The organism is Massilia sp. CFBP9012 (genome assembly GCF_034045115.1).
Classification (GTDB): domain Bacteria; phylum Pseudomonadota; class Gammaproteobacteria; order Burkholderiales; family Burkholderiaceae_D; genus Telluria.
Window position 1 is genome coordinate 183,255 of sequence record NZ_JAXCWM010000003.1, and the last position, 21,586, is coordinate 204,840.

Below are 21,586 nucleotides of genomic sequence, written 5' to 3' on the forward strand. Positions count from 1 at the left end.
GTTAATCAAAACAACCGTCAAGCATACTGCATCCGCGTGCACATCGCATCCCTAGCTCACAGCCTGTGGCCGTTTTTAGGATCGAACAAGGAAACACGGCCGGTGTCGATCGCGAAGCGCACCGCCTGGCCGGATGCCAGCGAACGTCCATCGTGCTCGATGCACGACAGCGCCTGCTCACCGCAGTCGAGCCACACCACCTGGTGATTGCCCATCGGCTCGACCAGGGTGACCGTCGCGGTCAAGGGGCCGTTGTCGTCGATGTGGATGTGTTCCGGACGCGCGGCCAGCGTTACCGCGCCGGCCGACGCACCGCCTGCAAGTGGCAAGGTGATTGCACCGGCGCTGAAGCGGCCTTGCGCATCGACGCTGCCATCGATGAAATTCATCGACGGCGAGCCGAGAAAGCCCGCCACGAAGCGGTTGGCCGGCGTGTCATACACCTCGGCCGGCGTGCCGATCTGCTGGATGCGCCCCGCCTGCATCACCACGATGCGGGTCGCGAGCGTCATCGCCTCGGCCTGGTCGTGGGTTACGTAGATCATGGTGGAGCCGAGCGTCTGGTGCAGCATTTTCAGTTCGCGCCGCAGTTCGGCGCGCAGCTTGGCGTCGAGGTTCGACAGCGGCTCGTCGAACAGGTAGACGCCGGCTTCGCGCACCAGCGCGCGACCGATCGCCACACGCTGGCGCTGGCCGCCCGAGAGCTGCGATGGCTTGCGATCGAGCAGGGCGTCGAGCTGCAGCATCTCGGCCGTCTCGCGCACGCGGCGCTGCACTTCCGCCTTCGGCGTGCCGGAGATTTTGAGGCCGAACGACATATTCTTCTCGACCGTCATGGTCGGATACAGCGCATACGACTGGAACACCATACCGATGCCACGCTCGCTCGGATCGGCGTAGCTCATGTCACGGCCGCCGATCTCGATCGCGCCGCCGGACAGGTCGATCAGGCCGGCGATGCTGTGCAACAGGGTCGACTTGCCGCAGCCCGAAGGGCCGAGCAGCACGAGGAATTCGCCCGGCTCGATCTGCAAATCGAGATCGCGGATGATCTCGTTGCTGCCGCGGGTGATGCACAGTTTGCGCAGGTGGACGTTGGACATGTCGAGCTTAACCCTAGCCTTTCACGGCGCCGGCGGCGATGCCGCGCACGAACCAGCGTCCGGAGATGAAGTAGATCGCCAGCGGTACCGCGGCCGTCAGGATGGTCGCGGCCATATTGACGTTGTACAGGCGGGTGCCGGTGGTGGTGTTGATCACGTTGTTCAGCTGGACCGTCATCGGCAGGTTCTCGCGACCGGCGAACACCAGGCCCAGGATGTAGTCGTTCCAGACGCCGGTGACCTGCATGATCGCGGCCACGACGATGATCGGCAGCGACATGGGCAGCATCACTTGAATAAAAATGCGCCAGAAGCCGCCACCGTCGATGCGCGCGGCCTGGAACAGCTCGTGCGGCACCGAGGCATAGTAGTTGCGGAACAGGAGCGTCATGAGCGGCATGCCGAAGATGACGTGGACCACCACGATCGCCGGCAGCGAACCGAACACGCCCGCATGCGCCATCATCCACACCAACGGATAAATCATGACCTGCACCGGAATGAAGGCGCCGGCCAGCAGCACGCCGAACAGCAGGTTGGCGCCGCGCGGGCGCCAGAACGACAGCGCGTAGCCGTTGACGGCGCCGAGCAGGATCGGGATCACGGTGCTGGGCACGGCGATCGCCACCGAATTCCAGAAACCGTGGCTGACCGCGCCCCAGGCCGCGCGCCATGGCTCGAGCGTGGCGGCAGCGGGCAGGGCGAACACATTCCCCATGCGGATCTCGTCCATCGGCTTGAACGAGGTGATGATCATCACGTACAGCGGCAGCAAGAAGAACAGGGCGGCGCTGAACAGGAAGGCGTAGACACCGATGCGCGCCGGCGTGAACAGGCGCTTGCGGGGCGCCGCTTGGGCAGCGTGGCCGGACATGGGGGGCGCGACCGCCTGCAGCGAATGGTGGCTCACGCATGGCCTCCGTTCAGGCGCGCGCGGCGGCTGCGGGCATAGGCATACGGCGCGAGCAGGGCCAGCACGGGAAGCAGCAGCGTGACCGCGCCGGCCGAGGCCAGGCCGATGTTCGAGCGCAGGAACAGGTGGTCCATGATGAACTTGGCCGGCACTTCGCTGGCGATGCCGGGACCGCCCTGGGTCATCGCGACCACGGCGTCGAACAGTTTCACGACCGCGGTGGCCAGCAGCAGGAACACGGTGGCGACCGACGGCCCCAGCATCGGCAGCACGATTTGCAGATAGACCCGCCAGGCCGGGATGCCATCCAGGCGCGCGGCTTTGTAAATTTCCGGATCGATGCCGCGCAGGCCGGCCAGCATCAGCGCCATCACCAGGCCCGAGGCCTGCCACACGGTGGCGATGACGACGGTGTAGATCACCAGGTCCTGGTGCACGATCCAGTCGAACGAGAAGCCTGGAAATCCCATCTGGCGCACGGCGCCTTCGATGCCGCTGCCGGGCGCCAGCAACCATTGCCATACGAGGCCGGTGGCGATGAAGGACATCGCGTACGGGTACAGGAAGACGGTGCGCAGCAGGCCTTCGCCCTTGACGTTCTGGTCGATGAAGACGGCCAGCAGGAAGCCGATGACCATGCAGGCAACGATGAAGGCGACGCCGTAGACAGCGAGATTATGCAGCGACAGCAGCCAGCGCTCGTTGTCGAACAGGCGCACGTACTGCGCCGCGCCGATGAAGTTATCGGACGGGAAGGTGCGCGAGGCGGTGAACGAGGTGCGCAAGGTCCATAGTGCGCCGCCGATGTAGGCGCCCAGCACCACCAGCGCCATCGGCAGCAGAGCGAAGTGAGGAGCGAGGCGGACGTGGAGGCGTTGGGCGAGCATGGCGTCAGTATTTGAGGGCGTTGGCGATGCTGCGCTGGACCCGGTCGACGTTCATGTCCATATTCCAGTAGGCGGTCAGGATGTCCTGCATGGCGCCGTTCTGGTCCGGGGTCAGATAGACCTCGGTGACGCCCAGCTGGCGGCTGCGATCCTTGATGATCTCGATGCCCTTCTGCGCGCACAGGTCGAGCTGCGACGCATCGACGTCGGTACGCACCGGGATCGAGCCTTTCAGCTTGCTGAACGAGACTTGCAGCTCGGGCTGCGACACCACGTTGGCCAGCAGCTGCTGGGCCTTGATCGCGTCGGCCTTGTTCGTGCGTGGGAAGACGAAGACGTCGCCCTGCATCAGGTAGGGCGTGTCGGGCTTGAGGCCGGGGATGCAGCCGTAGTGCTGGCCGGGCAGCTGGCCGGCATTGGTGAACTCGCCCTTGGCCCAGTCGCCCATCACCTGGAAGCCGGCCTTACCGCTGATGAGCATCGCGGTGGCGTCGTTCCAGTTGCGGCCGGGCGAACCGGGATCGACATAGGACTTCATGCGCTTGAAGGTGAGCAGCACGTTGCGAAACTGCGGTGAGAGGATGGTGGCCTGGTCGCGGTCGCGGATCACTTTCAGATACAGTTCGCGCCCGCCGATATTGGCCAGCAGGGCCGAGAACAGCACGGTCTCTTGCCACGACTGGCCGCCGTGGGCCAGCGGCACCAGGCCGGCGGCTTTGAGCTTGTCGAGGGCGGCGAAGAGTTCGTCGATGCTGGCCGGCTCCTTGTCGATGCCGGCTTTCTGGAAGGCGGCCTTCGAGTACCAGATCCAGGTCTGCATGTGGATGTTGAGCGGCACCGCGTAATAGTGGCCGTCGTGCTTGATCACGTCGATCAGCGGCTCGGGCAGGATGCGGTCCCAGTCCTGGGCCTTGGCGACCAGGTCGACGTTGTTGAGCATGTCCTGCTCGATGACGTCGGTGAACTGCTTGGAGGTGTTGAACTGGGCGGCGGTCGGCGGATTGCCGCCGATGATACGGTTGATGGTGACGGCGCGCGACTGGTCGCCGCCGGCGATGGCGCTGTCGATCCACACGCCGCCGGCAGCGCGATAGGCCTGGGCGACCTGCTTGACGGCGCTCGATTCGCCGCCGGAGGTCCACCAGTGGATGACTTCCGCCTTGGGCGCGGCAGCGTTGGCCAGTGCGAAGCCTGGCGCGAAAGCAGCGGCGCACAGCCATGCGCGGGCTGCAGCCAGGTTGCGGGGTGTGACCATCTTGTCTCCATTGATGCCGTTATTGTTTTGGTAAGTTTGGAAACGTTACCATCGGCTTGGCCCGACTATAGCATCGCGTTAATTCAGGGTCAAATTAAACTTGCAATATGTCATTTTGGCATGAATCTTCAGAAATGATTCAGGGTGAGCGTTGCTTAGGCTTCATATTTACGAGGATACTCCCGGGGAGCTGGAGGTATCGCTATGCCGTCGTATGGCGACCTCATCATCATAATAATTATCCGAGAGACCGACCATGCACAGCGCAATGGCCACCACCGAAATTTACCTGATCGCGATGCTGCTGATCTTCGCCGTTCCCTACCTGATCTGGCGGCTCGGCAATACAGATTACTGGGCGCCGCTGGTCATCGTGCAGATCATTACCGGTGTGCTGCTGGGACCTGGCGTGCTGGGCAAGGCGTATCCGGAGTATTACAGCTTCGTCTTCAATCCCCAGGTCATTCAATCGCTGAACGGGATCGCCTGGTGGGCGGTGATGATCTTCGTGATGCTGGCGGGGATCGAGCTCGATCTCAAGAAGGCGTGGGAGCATCGGCGCGAGAGCAGTATCACGGCCGGGCTGGCGCTGGGCGTGCCGCTGGTGTTCGGTAGCGTCGTCGCGGCGGGCATGCTGGGGTTTGCTGGCTGGATCGGCCCGCAGGCGCAGGGATGGCAGTTCGTGCTTGGGGTGGGGATGGCTTGTGCGGTAACCGCGCTGCCTATCCTGATCCTGCTGATGGAGAAGCTGGAGATTTTAAGACAGCCGCTGGGACAGAGGATTTTGCGGTATGCGAGCCTGGACGATATCGCCATCTGGGGCGTGCTGGCGCTGATCCTGCTCGATTGGGAGCGGGTGGGGCGGCAGCTGGGGTTCTTCCTGGTGTTTATCGTGGCGACCAAATTGTTCCGGCGCTTGATGGTGAGTATTCCGGAGCGGGATCGGTGGTTCGTGATGCTGGTGTGGCTGGTGATTTGCGGCTTTGCTGCCGATTGGGCCGGGCTGCACTATATGGTGGGGGCGTTCCTGGCCGGCGCGGTGATGGATGCGGACTGGTTTGATCAGAAGCAGCTCGATTTCCTGCGTCACAACGTCTTGCTGGTGCTGATGCCTGTTTATTTCTTGAGCACTGGGCTGCGCACCAATTGGGCAGTGGGTGGGGCAGCGGTTTTCATTGCCGCGGCGGTGTTGCTGGCGGCATCGGTGTCGGGCAAGCTGATGGGAGTGCGGATTGCCGGGCGCGTTCTTGGCTGGAGCAGGGAAGAGGCCTCGATCATTGGGTGGCTGTTGCAGACCAAGGCGCTCATCATGATCATTTTCTCGAACATCTTGCTCGACAAGGGGGTTATCACGAGTGAGACGTTCACGGCGCTGCTGTTGATGGCGATCGGCAGCACGATGATGACGATTCCGGTGGTGTATCCCAAGCTGCGGCAGGGGGCAGAGCTATTGCTGAAAGCCAGATGAGCGCCAGCCGTTCATCAACACGAAGCCGTTCCCGGCCCCGGCAGGCACATCGGGGCATCTCAAAAAATGCAAAATTACAAAGATTGCTAAGTATAATCTTGCATCTGATACTTGGAGCGACGACCTCAATGTACAAGCTACACAAATGCTATCGCTTGCTCACCTATTGGTTGCTTGCGCCCCTGATCGCCTGGCCAATGATTGGATTGGCCTTGATCAGTCATCGATTGAAGAACGAAATCACGCAGGCTGCCCTGGTCATCTCCAGAGTTCCTTTCCATGTGGGCGAGCGGGCGCGTTACCTCTTTTATCGACGACTGCTCATCTCCGTTGGTACCGACGTGACGTTCCGATATGGCGCATTTTTTCAGTACCGCAAAGCTCGGGTAGGCAACCGCGTCCTGATCGGTTATTTCAACACAATTGGGGAAGTGGATATTGGCGACCACGTACTTATCGGTGGGAATGTCAACCTGTTATCCGGAATGGAGCAGCATGGATTTCACGATCCGGACCGCCTGATCTGGGACACGCCTGGTAAGGGACGGCGTGTCATCAAGATCGGTTCGGATGTCTGGATTGGCAGTAATAGTGTCATCGGCGACGATGTGGGTAATCGCTGCGTGATTGCCACTGGAAGTGTCGTGGTGAAGCCCATTCCCGATCATTCTCTTGCCGGCGGCGTTCCAGCCAAGTTCATCAAACATATCTGACGGCCGTTGACGCGCAATTTTCTACTGGAATAACGAGAAAAGCCCAGCGATTGCTGGGCTAAGTATTTGATTCAATTGGTGCCGACTGCAGGACTCGAACCCGCCACCTGATGATTACAAATCAACTGCTCTACCTGATGAGCTAAGTCGGCACATGATCGTTGAACAACAATTATACGCTATTTAATCCGGGTCAAGGTCGGACGTCCACCCTTCTTGGGCGGCTCATCATCTCCGCCAGGAATAGTGGGAGGCGCATCCGCCACCACCGGCGAATCCACACCCTTCGACGGCACCGCCGACAAGGCAGGCGCAGCCGGCGCACTCTCAACGGAGGTACCCGACGCCTGTTCATCAGCCTCAGGCGCCGCACCCACCTCGAACGCCATCCCCTGTCCATTCTCATTGGCATAAATCGCCAACACGTTATGAACCGGGATATAGATCTCCCGCGACACGCCATTGAAGCGCGCACGGAAGTGGATCGCGTCGTTGTCCATCTTCAGCCCCGACGTCGCGCCGTAGCTGATGTTGAGGATGATCTCGCCCTTACGAACATATTCCATCGGCACGGTCGTCCCGCCATCGACCTTGACGGCGATATAGGGCGTGAAGCCGCTGTCCGTGCACCATTCGTAGATGGCGCGCAGCAGGTAGGGTTTGGTGGAGATCTCTGCCATGGTGATGTTGTCTAGAAATACAGGCGTTTGCGCCAGTTTACCGGAAATCGTCCGACGGACGTCCAAAACCGGCGCGTGTGAAGCGATACAGCGAACAGGGGCGGAACGCAAAAGCATCCCACCCCAGAACACATCAACGACGCATCACTTTCTCGGACGGGGTCAGCGCCTCGATGTAGGCCGGACGCGAGAAGATACGCTCGGCGTACTTCATCAGCGGCGCCGCGGTCTTCGACAGCTCGATGCCGTAGTGGTCCAGGCGCCAGAGCAGCGGGGCGATTGCCACGTCCAGCATCGAGAACTCGTCACCCAGCATGTATTTGTTCTTGAGGAACAGCGGAGCCAGCGTGGTCAGGCGATCGCGGATTTCTGCGCGGGCCTTGTCGTGGTTCTTGTCGTTCGCCTTGTTGCGCTCGCTTTCCAGCGTGTGCACGTGGACGAACAGCTCTTTCTCGAAGTTGAACAGCATCAGGCGGGCACGGGCGCGCATCAGCGGGTCGGCCGGCATCAGTTGCGGGTGCGGGAAGCGCTCGTCGATGTACTCGTTGATGATGTTCGATTCGTACAGGATGAGTTCGCGCTCGACCAGGATTGGCACCTGGCCGTACGGGTTCATGGTCGAAATATCTTCCGGCTTGTTGAACAGGTCGACGTCGCGCACTTCGAAGTCCATGCCCTTTTCGAACAGGACGAGGCGGCAGCGTTGGGAGAACGGGCACGTGGTGCCGGAGTAGAGAACCATCATGGTTTATAGTTCCTTAAGAAACAAAGGGGTGTAGCGCCAGGGGAACTTTAGTGGCTCCCTAACACTCACCCCAGAAAAATGATTGCCCGTATTATAGCCAACCGGGCAAGGAAAACGAATTACTTCACTTCTTTCCAGTACGATTCGTTCAAACGCCAGGTCAAAAACACGAATACGGACAGGAAGAGCAGCACGATCACGCCCAGCTTTTTGCGGGTGGCCTGGGCCGGTTCGGCCATCCAGACCATATACGCGACCAGGTCGGCAGTGGCTGCGTTGAACTCCTGCTCGCTCATGGTGCCCGGCGACACTTGCTCGAAGCCGGCGAACTTCTGCACCATCTTGCCCGGCTCATGCGGATCGGCTTCCTCGGCGAACTTGGCGGTACGAATCCCCTGTTGCTGCCACATCGCATGCGGCATCGCAACATTTGGCACCACCATATTGTTCCACCCGGTCGGGCGCGCTTCGTCCTGGTAGAAGCTGCGCAGATAGGTGTACAGGTAGTCGGCGCCCGATCCGGCCGGCGAGGCCTTTGCGCGCGCGATCACCGACAGGTCCGGCGGCACCGCGCCAAACCAGGCCGCTGCATCTTTCGGGCGCATCGCCGTCGTCATCATGTCGCCGACCTTGTCGGCAGAAAACAACAGATTGTCACGAATCTGGTCTTCCGACAGGCCCAGGTCGCGCAGGCGGTTGTAGCGCATCGAGGCCGCTGCGTGGCAATTCAGGCAATAGTTGACGAAGATCTTGGCGCCATTCTGCAGCGACGCCATGTCGTTGCGGTCCGGTGCACGGTCCAGTGGTATGCCGCCCTCGGCGGCGAAAGCCAGTCCCGGCACCAGCGCCAGGACTGCAATCAGTTTCTTTGCAAACAATTTCATGTCGTGTCCTTGTGCTCTTGTCCGGTGATCAATGCGGGGTGAAGGTGACACGGGTCGGCACCGGCTTGAAGGTGCCCATCGTGCTCCACCATGGCATCAGGAGGAAGAACGCAAAGTAGGCCAGGGTGCACACTTGCGACAGGAGAGTGAAAGCAGGTGTCGGCAACTGGGTGCCCAGGTAGCCGAGGGTCACGAACACGAGCGCAAACAGGGCGTACACCCATTTGTGCCAGTTCGGACGGTAGCGCAGCGATTTCGCCGGCGAGTGGTCGAGCCATGGCAGGCCGGCGATGATCATCACCGACGAGCCGAACAGCACGACGCCCCAGAATTTCGCGTCCAGCACCTGCGGCAGCATGCCGATCACCAGCAGCAGGCCGACCACGGCGATGATTGCCTTGGTGCGGAAGGCCAGGCGCGATTTCAGCCAGATGAAGGCCACGTACAGGGCGACGCCGGCCATCAGCACGTACATGAAGTCGGCCGTGGTGGCGCGCAGCACCGAGTAGAACGGGGTGAAGTACCAGGTCGGCGCGATGTGGGCCGGGGTCTTCATCGAGTCGGCCGGCAAGAAGTTGTTGTACTCCAGGAAGTAGCCGCCCATCTCTGGTGCGAAGAACACGACCGCCGAGAACAGCAGCAGGAACACCGACACGCCGAACAAGTCCTTGGTGGTGTAGTAGGGGTGCGATGGGATCGAGTCGAGCGGATGGCCGTCCGGGCCCAGGTGTTCCTTGACCTCGATGCCGTCCGGGTTGCTCGAGCCCACTTCGTGCAGCGCCGTCAGGTGGGCGACCACCAGGCCGATGATCACCAGCGGCAGCGCGATCACATGGAAGGCGAAGAAGCGGTTCAGGGTGGCGTCGGAGACCACGTAGTCGCCGCGGATCCACAGCGACAGGTCTTCGCCGATCACGGGGATGGCGCCGAACAGGTTGACGATCACCTGGGCGCCCCAGTACGACATTTGCCCCCATGGCAGCAGGTAGCCAAAGAAAGCCTCGGCCATCAGGCACAGGAAGATGCCGAAGCCGAACAGCCACACCAGCTCGCGCGGCTTGCGGTAAGAGCCGTACATCAGCCCGCGCGCCATGTGCAGGTAGACCACGATGAAGAAGGCCGAGGCGCCGGTCGAGTGCAGGTAGCGCACCAGCCAGCCCCACGGGACTTCACGCATGATGTATTCGACCGAGCCGAAGGCCAGCGCGGCGTCCGGCTTGTAGTGCATGGTCAGGAAGATGCCGGTGACGATCTGCAGCACCAGCACCAGGGCCGACAACGAACCGAACAGATACCAGACGTTGAAATTCTTGGGGGCGTAGTACTTGCCCCATTGATCGTTCCACAGTTTCGATGCGGGGAAGCGGTCATCGACCCAGGCCAGGGCTTTCTCTGCTACCGGCGCGTCGGCCGGTAGCTTGGTCTCCTTGAATGCACCCATCTTATGCCTCGCCTTTCTCGTCTTTACCGATCACCATTTTGTTATCGGACAGATACATGTACGGGGGGACATCCATATTCGTCGGCGCCGGCTTGTTCTTGAACACGCGCGCAGAGAGGTCGAAGGTCGAGCCGTGGCAAGGGCACAGGAAGCCGCCCGGCCAGTTGTCGGGCAGGTTCGGCTGCGGGCCGGCGGAAAGGCGCGATGAGGGCGAGCAGCCCAGGTGGGAGCAAATGCCCACCGTGACCAGCACTTCCTTGTGCTCGGCGCGCGAGCGGAACGGGTTCTTGCAGTATTCCGGCATCGGCAGCTGGAACACCTTGTCGGAGGCGGGATCGGCCAGTTCGCCCTGGTCCTTCTCGAGCGTGGCCATCATTTCGGGCGTGCGGCGCAGGATCCAGACCGGTTTCCCTCGCCATTCGACGACTTTCATTTCACCGGGAGCGACGTCGGAGATGTCGACTTCAACCGGGGCTCCCGCCGCTTTTGCGCGCTCGGAAGGCTGGAAGGTGCTGACCAGGGCTCCCGCCGTGGACACGCCGACGACGCCACCGGCCGCGCACGTCGCGACCAGCAATCCGCGTCGACCCGGATCGACCTGCTTTTCATTACTCATACCAACCCCACTCCGTGAATATACGAATTTTAAGAATTAATAGCGAGCTTCCAGCATCCAAAATTATATGTGAACGGCAATACCTGAGGGAAAAAAATTGTCTGGGCTACACGCTTTAGCAGAATGGTCTTTTGTGCTCCTGCAGCATTTGACCGAAAGACAGCCCCCGGAGCGTTCGGGTATCATGCAAAGGCTTGTATCAACAACAACCAGAGGAGTCCCAAATGGCGATGATGGAAGAGTTCAAGAAGTTTGCGATGCGCGGCAATGTGATCGACCTTGCCGTCGGTGTGATCATCGGTGGCGCGTTCGCGCGCATCACCGACTCGCTGGTCAAGGACATCGTCATGCCGCCGATCGGCGCCGTACTCGGAGGCCTCGACTTCGCCAACTATTATATTCCTCTCAATAATCAGGGCTATAACCTCCCCTTGGCAGAGGCGCAAAAGGCCGGTGCTGTGTTGGCGTACGGTAATTTCTTGACCATCTTGCTGAACTTTATCCTGCTCGCCTTCATCATCTTCCAGATGGTACGTGTGATTAACCGCCTGCGCGGCCCGGCCGAGGAGGCCAAGCCTGCTGCCGCAGTGACGCCGGAAGATATCATCCTGTTGCGCGAAATCCGGGATTCCCTCAAAAAGTGAAAGACGACCTGGTCCACGAACTGCGGCGTCCACATCCTTTGCGACGCTTTTGGTTGCTGTTCGCGCAAGCGGTAACGATTGCGCTCGCGGCCTGGTTCGTGGTGGCCGCCATGCGGCCCGAATGGCTCGACAGGCCAGATAGCGTCGCGGTCGGCACCCCGGGCAACCCGGTGCCGATGCTGCAGGCGCCGCCGCGGGCGGCGGGCGGCAGCTTCCGCGACGCCGCCGCCAAGGCGATGCCGGCCGTGGTCAATATCTATACCAGCAAGGCTTCGCGCCAGTCGCATCCCTTGCTGAAAGATCCGTTCTTCCGCCGTTTCTTCGGCGACCGCGCGCCGCCCGACGAGCAGCTGGCCAGCCTCGGCTCCGGCGTCATCGTCAGCAGCGACGGTTATATTTTGACCAATTTCCACGTGATCGACGGCGCCGACGCGATCGAGGTCGGTCTCGCTGACGGCCGCAAGGCCGCGGCGCGCCTGGTCGGCACCGATCCCGAGACCGACCTGGCCGTGATCCGCGTGAGCGAGCGCAACCTGCCGGTGATGGTGCTGGGCGACCCCGAAGGCGCGCGCGTGGGCGACGTCGTGCTGGCGATCGGCAACCCGTTCGGCGTCGGCCAGACCGTCACCCTGGGCATCATCTCGGCGTTGGGCCGCAACAACCTGCACATCAACCACTTCGAGAATTTCATCCAGACCGATGCCGCGATCAATTTCGGCAACTCGGGCGGGGCCTTGGTCGATACCGATGGCCATTTGCTGGGCATTAATGCGGCCATCTATTCGCAGACTGGCGGCTCGGTCGGGATCGGCTTCGCGATTCCCGTGTCCACCGCCAAGAACGTGCTCGATTCGATCGTCAAGCATGGCAGCGTGGTGCGTGGCTGGATCGGCATCGAATCGCAGGACATCACGCCCGAGCTGGCGGACAGTTTTGGCTTGGCCAAGCGCAGCGGCGCCATCATCGCCGGCGTGGTGCGCGGCGGGCCGGCCGACCGCGCCGGCATCTTGCCGGGCGATATACTGGTGGCAGTCGGCGGCGAGCAGGTGGCGGACACCAGCGAGATGCTGAACCTGATCGCCCAGCTCGCGCCCGGCGCCAAGACGCAAATGACGATCCTGCGCAAACGGCGCGAAGCCACGGTCGACGTGACCGTGGGCCGCCGGCCGCGCCAGGCGCCCTGAACTCTTCTATCGACACCGTGAACCACCATGCATCTGCGCGACCTGACGCAATTTCTCACTGAACTGAGCGAAAACAACACCCGGCCCTGGTTCCTTTGGAATAAACCGCGCTATGACATCCTGCGCACCGAGTTCGAGGAAACGGTCACCGAACTGATCAAGGCCCTGACGAAGTTCGACAAGCAGGTGGCGGCCTGCAATCCCAAGAAGGCGATGTTCCGCATCCACCGCGACACCCGCTTTTCGAAGGACAAGACGCCCTATAAAACCCGCTTCTCGGCCGGCATCACCCCGCACGACAAGCGCCGTCCGAGTGCGGGCGGCGGCTCGACCTATTATTTTCATATCGAACGCGATGGCACCCTGGGTTTCGGCGTGGGCGAGTACCTGCCGCCGGCGCCGCGCCTGAAGGCGATCCGCGAGCACGTCGTCAACGATGCGACGGGTTTCGCCAAAGTATTGAAGAATAAGCATCTTCGCGCCACCTATAATGACATGCTGGAAGAGGACAAGTTGCAGCGTCCACCCAAGGGCTTCGACCCCGATCATCCGCATGTCGATTACCTGAAACTGAAAAGCTTCTTCGTGTGGACCGAGGTGAAACTGGACCTGAACGCACCGGATCAACTGGTGCCGCGGCTGGCGCAAGGATTCCAGGACGCCTATGCGCTGGTCAGCTGGCTGCGCAGCGTGCCGGAACCGCAAGAGGAAGCGACAAACGAATAGAGGAGGGCGACATGGCCTTGCATCACGCAGTATCCGGCGAAAAGATTGCTTTGCAACGCGGCGACGACGACATCGCCCATTTCACCTCGGTGGCCCTGGTCAAGACCGAGCACATGGAACTGATCCGGCTGGTGCTGCCGGTCGAACGGCCGATCCCCGAGCACCGGGTCGACGGCGAAGTGACCATCGTCTGCCTGGAAGGCGAGATCGCGATCGACGCCCACGACAAGACGACGAGCTTGCAGCCGAACGAGATGCTTTATCTGGCGGGTGGTGTGCCGCATACGATTCGCGCGGTCAGCGATGCGGTGGCGTTGATGACTATTTTGATGGGACCGCAGCGTTCGGGTGGGCCGAGCGATGATCCGTCCGGGGCGCCGCCTAACTGATTTGAAGTTGGTGGTTTGCGGCTGAACTGGGGTTCCCGCCAAGGCGCCCGGCGAGCGCGGGAACGACGTTTTAACGCTGCAAACTACGAACCTGGCAACGTCCCGCTACCTTCGCACGTCGTCCCCGCGAAGGCGGGGACCCAAGTCACCATGAGCAGCCCGATCCCCCGATCCGGCCGCCCACCTCAAGAAATCACGCCAGCTCCACCCGCGGATCCCGCGCCAGCAACTGCGCCGCCATCTGCGCCGCATCCACCCCATCGAACAACACGCTGGCCACCGCCTCGGTGATCGGCATGTCGACCTCCATCCGGCGCGCCAGCTCGCGCACCGCCTTCGCGCACGGCACGCCTTCGGCCACATGCCCCAGGTCCGCCACGATCGTGGCCAGCGCCTTGCCTTCGGCCAGCGCCAGGCCGACTCTCCGGTTGCGCGACAGGTCGCCGGTGCAGGTCAGGATCAGGTCGCCCATTCCCGACAGACCCATGAAGGTGCCCGGCTGCGCGCCGAGCGCCAGCCCGAGGCGGGTGATCTCGGCCAGGCCGCGCGTGATCAGCGCGGCTCTAGCATTCAGGCCCAGGCCCAGGCCATCGGCGGCGCCGGTGGCGATCGCCATCACGTTCTTGACCGCGCCGCCCACTTCCACGCCGACCAGGTCGTCGTGCGAGTAAACGCGCAGATTGTCGCCATGGGCCGCCGCCACCACGCGCTCGCGCAGCTCGGCCGACGTCGAGGCCACGGTCAGAGCGCACGGCAGGCCGCGCGCTACTTCTTGCGCGAACGAGGGGCCGGACAGCGCCGCACCCGGCACGGTCTCGCCCAGCACCTGCGCCACCACCTGGTGCGGCAGCAGGCCGGTGCCGGCTTCGAAGCCCTTGCACAGCCAGACGACGTTCGGGATGGCGCGACCGCGCAACTGCTCCAGCAGCGGGCGCAGGCCGGCCACCGGGCAGGCCAGGATCAGCAGCGGTGCGTCTTCTGCTGCGCCAGACGCCACGTGGGCGATCGCCGCCTCGAAATCGGCGCTCACGCGCAAGGCTGGCGGCAGCGGATGGCCCGGCAGGTAGGCCAGGTTGTCGCGCGCGGCCTCGGTATCCGCCATTTGCTGTGGATTGCGGCCCCACAGCAGCACATCGTGGCGCGCGGCCAGGGCGATGGCGACCGCGGTGCCCCAGGCGCCGGCGCCGAGGACGGTGATCTTGGTGTTGGGTTTATTCTGTTGCATGGAACTCCTGGAGTGGATTACAGGCCCCAGATGTCCGAGACCTTGATATAGCCGATGATGCCGTCGCGATGGCGCACGCGCGCCCAGACGAGGGCATGGGGATCGGCCAGTTCAAGTAAAACGCCCTTGTCGGCCGTCATCAGGACCGCCGAGGTTTCATCGGGGCCGGAATGGACCCGGCTACCGGGCGTGCGTACCAGCACATTGCGTCGGGCGGCCAGCGAATTTGCCGGCGTCCAGGCCACGTCGCCGTTCATGTCGCGCACCTTGACCCAATTGCCATAGGCGATCATGACCTGCAGCGGCATGCCGGGCGGCGCCAGATAGAGTTTGTTTCCCTTGGCCGATGGCGTTTGGTACAGGATCGCCGGGGCGGTGCCGACCGTCTTGAAATCGAAGGCGTGAGCGCTCGGCGCGGCCAGCACTGTCATCGCCAACAGTGGAGCAGCTGCAAGAAGTCGGGAAGGGAGCATGGCGGGCCTGGGGTTGTAGGTGGAACCGCGACGCCGAAGGGCTGGCACGGACGCGACCTGGGCCGCGTCCGTCATGATGGTGCTTAGTTTGCCGGTGCGGCGGCAGCTGCTTCGGCCATGGCCGCGGCGCGCTGCTGGTAGAACGCTTCGAAGTTGATCTCGGCCAGGTGCACTGGCGGGAAGCCGGCACGGCTGATCACGTCGGCGATGTTCGCGCGCAGGTATGGGTAGATGATGTTCGGGCAGCCGATGCCCAGCAGCGGATCCATCTGCTCGGCAGGAATGTTGCGGGCTTCGAAGATGCCAGCCTGCTTGCCTTCCACCAGGAACGCAACCTTGTCCTTGACCTTGGCGGTGACGGTGATCGTCACGGTCGACTCATAGATGCCTTCGGCGATGCTTTCAGCGCCGACGTCGAGCGACACTTCGATTGCCGGCGCTTCCTGTTCCAGGAAGATCGATGGCGAATTCGGTTGCTCCAGCGACATGTCTTTCAGGTAGACGCGTTGGATTTGGAATACTGGTTGCAGAGTTTCGTCAGACATGGAACGCTTTCTAATAATAGTGAGGAACGGCTGGCCATCCCGGGTGCTTTTGGTCGAGCGCGACTTCGCGGTCAAACGCGACGACAATTGTAGCAAAACCAACTTGGAAGCAATAGCGGCTTGTCCGCCTGCCGCCGCGTTCAGCCCAATTAGCTTACTCGCCCTTGAGCATCGGGTCCAGGCGTCCTGCCTGGTCCAGCGCATACAAGTCGTCGAAACCGCCGACGTGGGTGTCTCCAACGTAGATCTGCGGCACGGTGCGGCGACCGGTGCGCTGCATCATGATCTGGCGCTGTTCCGGGTCGAGGTCGACGCGGATGCGTTCGATGTCATGCACGCCCTTGGCTTCGAGCAGGCGCTCGGCGCGCACGCAATAAGGGCAGGCTGCGGTGTGGTAGAGAACGACGTGGGCTGTCATGCTGAATCCTTTCGTGTCTGCCGGGCCCAAATATCGGGCCGGCGGGTTTACTTGGTGACCGGCAGTCCTGCAGCCGTCCAGGCCGTCAGGCCGCCTTCCAGGCTGTGGACGTCTTCGAAACCGGCCGCCTGCAGCTGGCGTGCGGCCTTGTCGCCACGGGCGCCGGTCTGGCACACCACCACGACGGTACGGTTCTTCGACTTGTCCAGTTCGCCGAGGCGATTGCCCAAGTCTGCCAGCGGGATGTGTTTCGCGTCGCGCAGGTGGCCTGCCGCGAATTCTTCCGCGCTGCGTACGTCGACCACGGTGGTCTTGCCGCGGTTGATCATCTGCGTCACCTGCAGCGGCGTCGCGCGTTTTCCGCGCGGCGCCAGTGCCGGCCACAGCAGGGCGACGCCCGAAATCACAGCGATCGCAACAACGAAGATATTATCGAGTAAGAAATTCACAAGGGTTCCGATTGGTTGAACTGAATCGGGGCATTATAAAATAGATGCCGGACCGGACTTCAACCAGAATTTTTTCGAGAAGAAGAGACTAATGTACAAGATCGTATTCATGCGCCACGGCGAATCCACCTGGAACCTGGAAAACCGCTTCACCGGCTGGACCGACGTCGACCTGACCGAAAAAGGCGTGGCCGAGGCGAAAAGCGCCGGCCGCGTGCTCAAGGAAGCCGGCTTCACCTTCGATGTGGCCTATACCTCGGTGCTCAAGCGCGCCATCCGCACCCTGTGGCTGGCGATGGACGAGATGGACGCCATGTACCTGCCGGTCAAGAACGACTGGCGCCTGAACGAACGCCACTATGGCGCCCTGCAGGGCCTGGACAAGGCCGAGACCGCCGCCAAGTTCGGCGACGAGCAGGTGCTGGTCTGGCGCCGCAGCTACGACACCCCACCGCCGGCGCTGGAAAAGGACGACGAACGCACCTCGTTCGGCGACCCGCGCTATGCAGCGCTCACCGACGAGCAGATCCCGCTGACCGAATGCCTGAAAGACACCGTGGCGCGCGTGATGCCGGCCTGGAGCGACGAAATCGCTCCCGCGATCCGCGCCGGCAAGAAGATCCTGATCTCGGCCCACGGCAATAGCCTGCGCGCCATCATCAAGATGCTGGACAATATCAGCGACGCCGACATCGTCGGCCTGAACATCCCCAACGGCCAGCCGCTGGTGTATGAGCTGGACGCCGACCTGAAGCCGATCAAGCACTACTACCTGGGCGACCAGGAAGCGATCGCCGCCGCCATGGCGGCCGTGGCCAACCAAGGGAAGGCAAAGTAAGTCTTGCGTTTGCCATTCATGAAGGGAGCCGGTAGCGTGCTCATGAGTACGTTGCTGGCGGTCGCGCTGTCGAGCGCGTTCGCAACGGATGCCTGGGCCCAGCGCCAGACCGAGCGCAGCCGCCAGAAGGCGGCGGCCGAGAAGCAGCGCGCCGGTATCCAGCAAAAGCTGCAGGCGATCAAGCGCGACATCAGCCAGACCGAAAGCGCCAGGGAAGACGCGGCCGACACGCTGGCCGAGTCCGAGGCCGCCATTTCCGACGCCAACCGGGCGCTGCGCGACCTGCAGGAAGAGCAGGGCGCCACCAACACGCGCCTGCAAGACCTGGCCGCGCAGCAGGAACAGCTGAACCAGACCATCGCCGCCCAGCAGAAGCAGCTGTCCAAGCTGTTGCGCGAACACTATGTGGCTGGCAACGAAGACCGGATCAAGCTGCTGCTGTCGGGCGACAACCCGAACCGCATCAGCCGCGACCTGCAATTGATGGCCTATGTCTCTCAGGCCCAGGCGCGCCTGCTCGGTTCGCTGCGCGGCAACCTGGTGCAGGTCGAGGCCAACCGCGACAAGGTCGAGAACGCCCAGCAAGAGCTGGAAGAAATCGCCCAGGAGCAGCTCGACCAGAAGGCGCTGCTGGAGAAGGAAAAAGCCAAGCGCTCCGCGCTGCTCAACACCTTGTCGACCCGCCTGGCCGACCAGCGCAAAGAGGCCAGCCGCCTGGCGCAGGACGAAGAACGCATGGTGGGCCTGGTCACCCGTCTCGAGCGCCTGATCCGCGAGCAGGAAGAAGCCGAGCGCAAGCGTCAGGCGGCCCTGGCCGAGAAGCGTGCGAAAGCAAAAGCCGCGGCCGAGGCGAAAGCGAAGGCGCTGGCGGCCGCGCGCGCGAAAGCGGCAGCCGAGAAGGCCGAGCGCGACCGCGAACGCGAGCGCATCGCGCGCGAAAACGCCAAGCCGGGCGCCAAGCCCAAACCGATGCCCGAGCCGATCAAGGAAGCACCGATCCTGGCCCAGGAGCCGGACCAGGAAGACCCCGGTCCGAGCGAACCGCCGCCGCCGATCCTGGGGCCGGCCGCAGCCAGTGGCTCGTTCACGGCGCTCAAGGGCCGCATGGCCAGCCCCGTCAACGGCAGCGTCGTGGCCCGCTTCGGCGGACGCCGCGGCGACGGCCCGACCTGGAAGGGCAATTTCATCAAGGCCGCCGAAGGATCCGAGGTGCGCGCCGTGGCGCCGGGCCGGGTGGTCCACGCCGACTGGATGCGCGGCTTCGGCAACCTGATCATCATCGACCACGGCGACGGCTACCTGTCGATCTATGGCAATAACCAGTCGCTGCTCAAGCGTCCCGGCGACAGCGTGCGCGCCGGCGAGGCGGTGGCCAGTGCCGGCAATACCGGTGGCAACGAGGAATCGGGGCTATACTTTGAGCTCAGGCATCGTGGCAAGGCCATCGATCCGGCGGGCTGGGTCCGGTTCTAGGTACAACAAGGGTCAACATGGGCATGAAAGCAAAGCATTTCGGGCTGGTCGGCGTGGGCGTGCTGGTTGGCGTGGCGGCATCGTTCCAGCTGTCGGCCCATGCGCAAAAGGCCGGCGCGCCCCTGCCGCTCGACGAGCTGCGCCAGCTGGCCGACGTGTATGGCCTGATCAAGACCGACTACGTCGAGCCGGTGGAAGATAAAAAGCTGCTGTCGGAAGCGATCGGCGGCATGGTCGCCTCGCTCGACCCGCACTCGGTCTACCTCGACCCCAAGGCCTTCCGTGACATGCGCGAGGCGGTGCAGGGCAAGTTCGTGGGCGTCGGCGTCGAGATCTCGAACGAGGACGGCTATATCAAGGTGGTGTCGCCGATCGAGGATACGCCCGCCTTCAAGGCCGGCGTCAAGCCGGGCGACCTGATCACCCGCATCGATAATGTCCCCGTGCGCAATATGTCGTCCGACGAGGCGATCAAGCGCATGCGCGGCAAGGTCGGCAGCAAGGTCACGCTCACCATTGCCCGTCCCGGAGAAGACAAACCCTGGGTGGTGCCGATCGCGCGCCAGGAAATCAAGGTCGTCAGCGTCAAGGCCAAGATGGTCGAGCCCGGCTACGCCTGGTTGCGCATCAGCCAGTTCCAGGAAAACACCCTGGACGAGCTGGCCAAGAAAACCAAGGAACTGTACGCCGAACAACCCGACATCAAGGGCCTGGTGCTCGACCTGCGCAACGACCCGGGCGGCCTGCTGCCGGGCGCGATCGGTGTCTCGGCCGCCTTCCTGCCGCAGCCGGACCAGGTGATCGTGTCCACCAAGGGCCAAGTCGCGGATTCGAACCAGGCCTTCTATGGCCGGCGCGAGTTCTATGCCCAGCGCGGCGACCCGCTGGCGGGCTTGCCGGCCGGCCTTAAATCGGTGCCGATGGTGGTGCTGGTCAATGGCGGCTCGGCATCGGCTTCCGAAATCGTGGCCGGCGCGCTGCAGGATTACCAGCGCGCGATCGTGATGGGCAGCCGCACCTTCGGCAAGGGTTCGGTGCAGACCTTGCGGCAACTGTCGGAAGACACCGCGATCAAGCTGACCACGGCGCGCTACTACACGCCGAAAGGTCGGCCGATCCAGGCCACCGGCATCGAACCCGATATGCGGGTCGACGAAAGTGCCGAGGGCGACCTGCTGAACGCCCTGCGCGTGCGCGAAGCGGACTTGCAGCGCCATCTGGCGGCCGAAGGCGAGAAGGAAGCACCCAAGGACCAGAACCCCAGCCTGGCGCAGCAGCAGCGCGCGCTAGCCCTGCTGAAGGACCGCAAGCCGATCGAGTTCGGCGGCCAGGACGATTTCCAGCTGGCGCAGGCGATCAATCACTTCAAGGGCCAGCCGGTGCAACTGGCCAAGGGCGTGCCCGATGAAGACAAACCCGCGCCGGCGCCGCTGCCGGGGGCGGAGCATAAATTGCCTGAATTGAAGGCGCCGGCGAAGAAATGATGTTGGGGTGGTGTGGGTTGAGCTTGGATCCCCGCCTGCGCGGGGATGACGTGCTCAGGGACGTGGCCGAAGTCGAGCTGCGACGAATCCTTCATCTCTGATCAACGTCGTCCCCGCGCAGGCGGGGACCCAAGTCCAGCCAGCATCACCCCCGCCCCTAAAACCATGAACGACACCCAACTCCTGCGCTACTCGCGCCACATCCTGCTCGACGACATCGGCATCGAAGGCCAGCAGCGCCTGCTCGAGGCCCATGCACTGGTGATCGGCGCCGGCGGCCTGGGCTCGCCGGCCGCCCTCTACCTGGCCTCGGGCGGCATCGGCCGCATCACCCTGGTCGACGACGACACGGTGGATTTGACCAACCTGCAGCGCCAGGTGATGCACACGACCGAGCGCATCGGCCAGCCCAAGGTCGAGTCCGGGCGCGCGGCCCTGCTGGCGATCAATCCCGAGATCGAGGTAGTTGCCCTGAACGAACGGGCCGGTCCCGAGCGCCTGCTGGCGCTGGCGCGTACGGCCACCGTCGTGCTCGACTGCAGCGACAACTTCGCCACCCGCCACGCCGTCAACCGCGCCTGCGTTGCAGCCGGCGTGCCGCTGGTGTCGGGGGCGGCAATCCGTTTCGACGGCCAGCTGTCCGTATTCGACCCGCGCCAGCCCGATGCCCCGTGCTATGCCTGCCTGTTCCCGGAAGACAGCGGCTTCGAGGACGTTGCCTGCAGCACCATGGGAGTATTCGCCCCGCTGGTCGGCATCGTCGGCGCGGTTCAGGCCGCTGAAGCGATGAAGCTGATCGCGGGCGTCGGCGAGCCCCTGGTCGGCCGCCTCCTGATGCTGGACGGGAAATACATGGAATGGACTGGCGTCAAGGTCGCGCGCAATCCCGATTGCCCGGTGTGCGCCAGGCGGAACGAGGTTTGATGAAGCCTGCCTTAATCGCGCGGATCCAAGGTGTCATGACAGGCGTAGGTAGCTTACAATTGCACACCCGCCGCCGGTAGCGATGTAACCATTCGCACAGTTTTGTACG

General features: G+C 63.0%; 24 protein-coding genes and 1 tRNA gene. 10 read left to right on the forward strand and 15 right to left on the reverse strand.

Annotated features, from left to right (window positions below; genetic code table 11):
• Positions 1-56: 56 nt before the first annotated feature.
• From SOM61_RS05715 to SOM61_RS05730, 4 genes are read right to left on the reverse strand one after another with little or no spacing between them, the layout of a single operon-like run.
• A complete protein-coding gene (locus tag SOM61_RS05715) occupies positions 57-1,103 on the reverse strand; it encodes an ABC transporter ATP-binding protein (RefSeq protein WP_320473216.1) in 1,047 nt (348 codons plus the stop codon).
• 13 nt (positions 1,104-1,116) lie between these two features.
• Entirely contained in the window at positions 1,117-1,977 is an 861-nt protein-coding gene (locus tag SOM61_RS05720) for a carbohydrate ABC transporter permease (protein ID WP_320473422.1), read from the reverse strand.
• Between the two features lie 32 nt (positions 1,978-2,009).
• On the reverse strand, positions 2,010-2,903 hold the full coding sequence (locus SOM61_RS05725) for a carbohydrate ABC transporter permease (RefSeq protein ID WP_320473217.1): 894 nt from the start codon (positions 2,901-2,903) through the stop codon (positions 2,010-2,012).
• 4 nt (positions 2,904-2,907) lie between these two features.
• The gene (locus SOM61_RS05730) at positions 2,908-4,158 is read right to left on the reverse strand and encodes an ABC transporter substrate-binding protein (protein WP_320473218.1); all 1,251 of its coding nucleotides are present in this window, start codon (positions 4,156-4,158) and stop codon (positions 2,908-2,910) included.
• A gap of 268 nt (positions 4,159-4,426) precedes the next feature.
• On the opposite strand from SOM61_RS05730, the gene SOM61_RS05735 reads away from it, so the two are divergent.
• Positions 4,427-5,626, forward strand: coding sequence for a cation:proton antiporter (locus tag SOM61_RS05735; RefSeq protein WP_414674934.1), 1,200 nt, complete (start codon positions 4,427-4,429; stop codon positions 5,624-5,626).
• A gap of 128 nt (positions 5,627-5,754) precedes the next feature.
• Complete coding sequence (locus SOM61_RS05740; protein WP_320473220.1) at positions 5,755-6,339, forward strand: acyltransferase; 585 nt, start codon at positions 5,755-5,757, stop codon at positions 6,337-6,339.
• 76 nt (positions 6,340-6,415) lie between these two features.
• Here the strand turns inward: SOM61_RS05740 and SOM61_RS05745 are convergent.
• The 6 genes from SOM61_RS05745 to petA form a co-directional block, all read right to left on the reverse strand.
• Positions 6,416-6,491, reverse strand: a tRNA-Thr gene (locus tag SOM61_RS05745).
• Positions 6,492-6,518: 27 nt separating this feature from the next.
• On the reverse strand, positions 6,519-7,019 hold the full coding sequence (locus tag SOM61_RS05750; RefSeq protein WP_320473221.1) for a ClpXP protease specificity-enhancing factor: 501 nt from the start codon (positions 7,017-7,019) through the stop codon (positions 6,519-6,521).
• A 133-nt stretch (positions 7,020-7,152) separates the two neighbouring features.
• Positions 7,153-7,764 carry a glutathione S-transferase N-terminal domain-containing protein gene (locus SOM61_RS05755; protein ID WP_005663771.1) on the reverse strand — a complete coding sequence of 204 codons (612 nt, stop codon included), beginning with the start codon at positions 7,762-7,764 and terminating at the stop codon, positions 7,153-7,155.
• Between the two features lie 119 nt (positions 7,765-7,883).
• The gene (locus SOM61_RS05760) at positions 7,884-8,648 is read right to left on the reverse strand and encodes a cytochrome c1 (RefSeq protein WP_320473222.1); all 765 of its coding nucleotides are present in this window, start codon (positions 8,646-8,648) and stop codon (positions 7,884-7,886) included.
• Positions 8,649-8,676: 28 nt separating this feature from the next.
• Positions 8,677-10,089, reverse strand: a complete 1,413-nt coding sequence (locus SOM61_RS05765) for a cytochrome b (RefSeq protein ID WP_320473223.1) — start codon at positions 10,087-10,089, stop codon at positions 8,677-8,679.
• 1 nt (position 10,090) lies between these two features.
• The gene (gene petA / locus SOM61_RS05770) at positions 10,091-10,705 is read right to left on the reverse strand and encodes a ubiquinol-cytochrome c reductase iron-sulfur subunit (RefSeq protein WP_320473224.1); all 615 of its coding nucleotides are present in this window, start codon (positions 10,703-10,705) and stop codon (positions 10,091-10,093) included.
• A gap of 224 nt (positions 10,706-10,929) precedes the next feature.
• On the opposite strand from petA, the gene mscL reads away from it, so the two are divergent.
• From mscL to SOM61_RS05790, 4 genes are read left to right on the forward strand one after another with little or no spacing between them, the layout of a single operon-like run.
• The gene (gene mscL, locus SOM61_RS05775) at positions 10,930-11,349 is read left to right on the forward strand and encodes a large conductance mechanosensitive channel protein MscL (protein ID WP_320473225.1); all 420 of its coding nucleotides are present in this window, start codon (positions 10,930-10,932) and stop codon (positions 11,347-11,349) included.
• A 38-nt stretch (positions 11,350-11,387) separates the two neighbouring features.
• On the forward strand, positions 11,388-12,533 hold the full coding sequence (locus SOM61_RS05780; protein WP_320473226.1) for a Do family serine endopeptidase: 1,146 nt from the start codon (positions 11,388-11,390) through the stop codon (positions 12,531-12,533).
• A gap of 27 nt (positions 12,534-12,560) precedes the next feature.
• The gene (locus SOM61_RS05785) at positions 12,561-13,259 is read left to right on the forward strand and encodes a DUF2461 domain-containing protein (RefSeq protein WP_123069257.1); all 699 of its coding nucleotides are present in this window, start codon (positions 12,561-12,563) and stop codon (positions 13,257-13,259) included.
• A gap of 11 nt (positions 13,260-13,270) precedes the next feature.
• Positions 13,271-13,648: a cupin domain-containing protein gene (locus SOM61_RS05790; protein WP_320473227.1), complete on the forward strand. Its 378-nt coding sequence runs from the start codon at positions 13,271-13,273 to the stop codon at positions 13,646-13,648.
• A 193-nt stretch (positions 13,649-13,841) separates the two neighbouring features.
• Here SOM61_RS05790 and SOM61_RS05795 read toward each other — a convergent pair whose 3' ends face one another.
• The 5 genes from SOM61_RS05795 to SOM61_RS05815 all read right to left on the reverse strand — a co-directional run bounded on the left by SOM61_RS05795 (position 13,842) and on the right by SOM61_RS05815 (position 16,758).
• Positions 13,842-14,873, reverse strand: coding sequence for an NAD(P)H-dependent glycerol-3-phosphate dehydrogenase (locus tag SOM61_RS05795; protein ID WP_320473228.1), 1,032 nt, complete (start codon positions 14,871-14,873; stop codon positions 13,842-13,844).
• Positions 14,874-14,890: 17 nt separating this feature from the next.
• On the reverse strand, positions 14,891-15,304 hold the full coding sequence (locus SOM61_RS05800) for an SH3 domain-containing protein (RefSeq protein ID WP_320473423.1): 414 nt from the start codon (positions 15,302-15,304) through the stop codon (positions 14,891-14,893).
• 125 nt (positions 15,305-15,429) lie between these two features.
• Positions 15,430-15,891: a protein-export chaperone SecB gene (secB, locus tag SOM61_RS05805; protein ID WP_159628228.1), complete on the reverse strand. Its 462-nt coding sequence runs from the start codon at positions 15,889-15,891 to the stop codon at positions 15,430-15,432.
• A 154-nt stretch (positions 15,892-16,045) separates the two neighbouring features.
• Positions 16,046-16,309 carry a glutaredoxin 3 gene (gene grxC, locus SOM61_RS05810; RefSeq protein WP_005663754.1) on the reverse strand — a complete coding sequence of 88 codons (264 nt, stop codon included), beginning with the start codon at positions 16,307-16,309 and terminating at the stop codon, positions 16,046-16,048.
• 47 nt (positions 16,310-16,356) lie between these two features.
• Positions 16,357-16,758 (reverse strand): rhodanese-like domain-containing protein, encoded by a 402-nt coding sequence (locus SOM61_RS05815; protein ID WP_320473229.1) that lies wholly within the window; start codon positions 16,756-16,758, stop codon positions 16,357-16,359.
• A 91-nt stretch (positions 16,759-16,849) separates the two neighbouring features.
• On the opposite strand from SOM61_RS05815, the gene gpmA reads away from it, so the two are divergent.
• From gpmA to SOM61_RS05835, 4 genes are all read left to right on the forward strand, one after another.
• A complete protein-coding gene (gene gpmA / locus SOM61_RS05820) occupies positions 16,850-17,596 on the forward strand; it encodes a 2,3-diphosphoglycerate-dependent phosphoglycerate mutase (RefSeq protein WP_320473230.1) in 747 nt (248 codons plus the stop codon).
• 42 nt (positions 17,597-17,638) lie between these two features.
• Complete coding sequence (locus SOM61_RS05825; protein WP_320473424.1) at positions 17,639-19,069, forward strand: murein hydrolase activator EnvC family protein; 1,431 nt, start codon at positions 17,639-17,641, stop codon at positions 19,067-19,069.
• Between the two features lie 17 nt (positions 19,070-19,086).
• Positions 19,087-20,553, forward strand: coding sequence for a S41 family peptidase (locus SOM61_RS05830; protein ID WP_320473231.1), 1,467 nt, complete (start codon positions 19,087-19,089; stop codon positions 20,551-20,553).
• Positions 20,554-20,718: 165 nt separating this feature from the next.
• A complete protein-coding gene (locus SOM61_RS05835) occupies positions 20,719-21,477 on the forward strand; it encodes a HesA/MoeB/ThiF family protein (RefSeq protein ID WP_320473232.1) in 759 nt (252 codons plus the stop codon).
• The last annotated feature ends 109 nt before the right edge of the window (positions 21,478-21,586 follow it).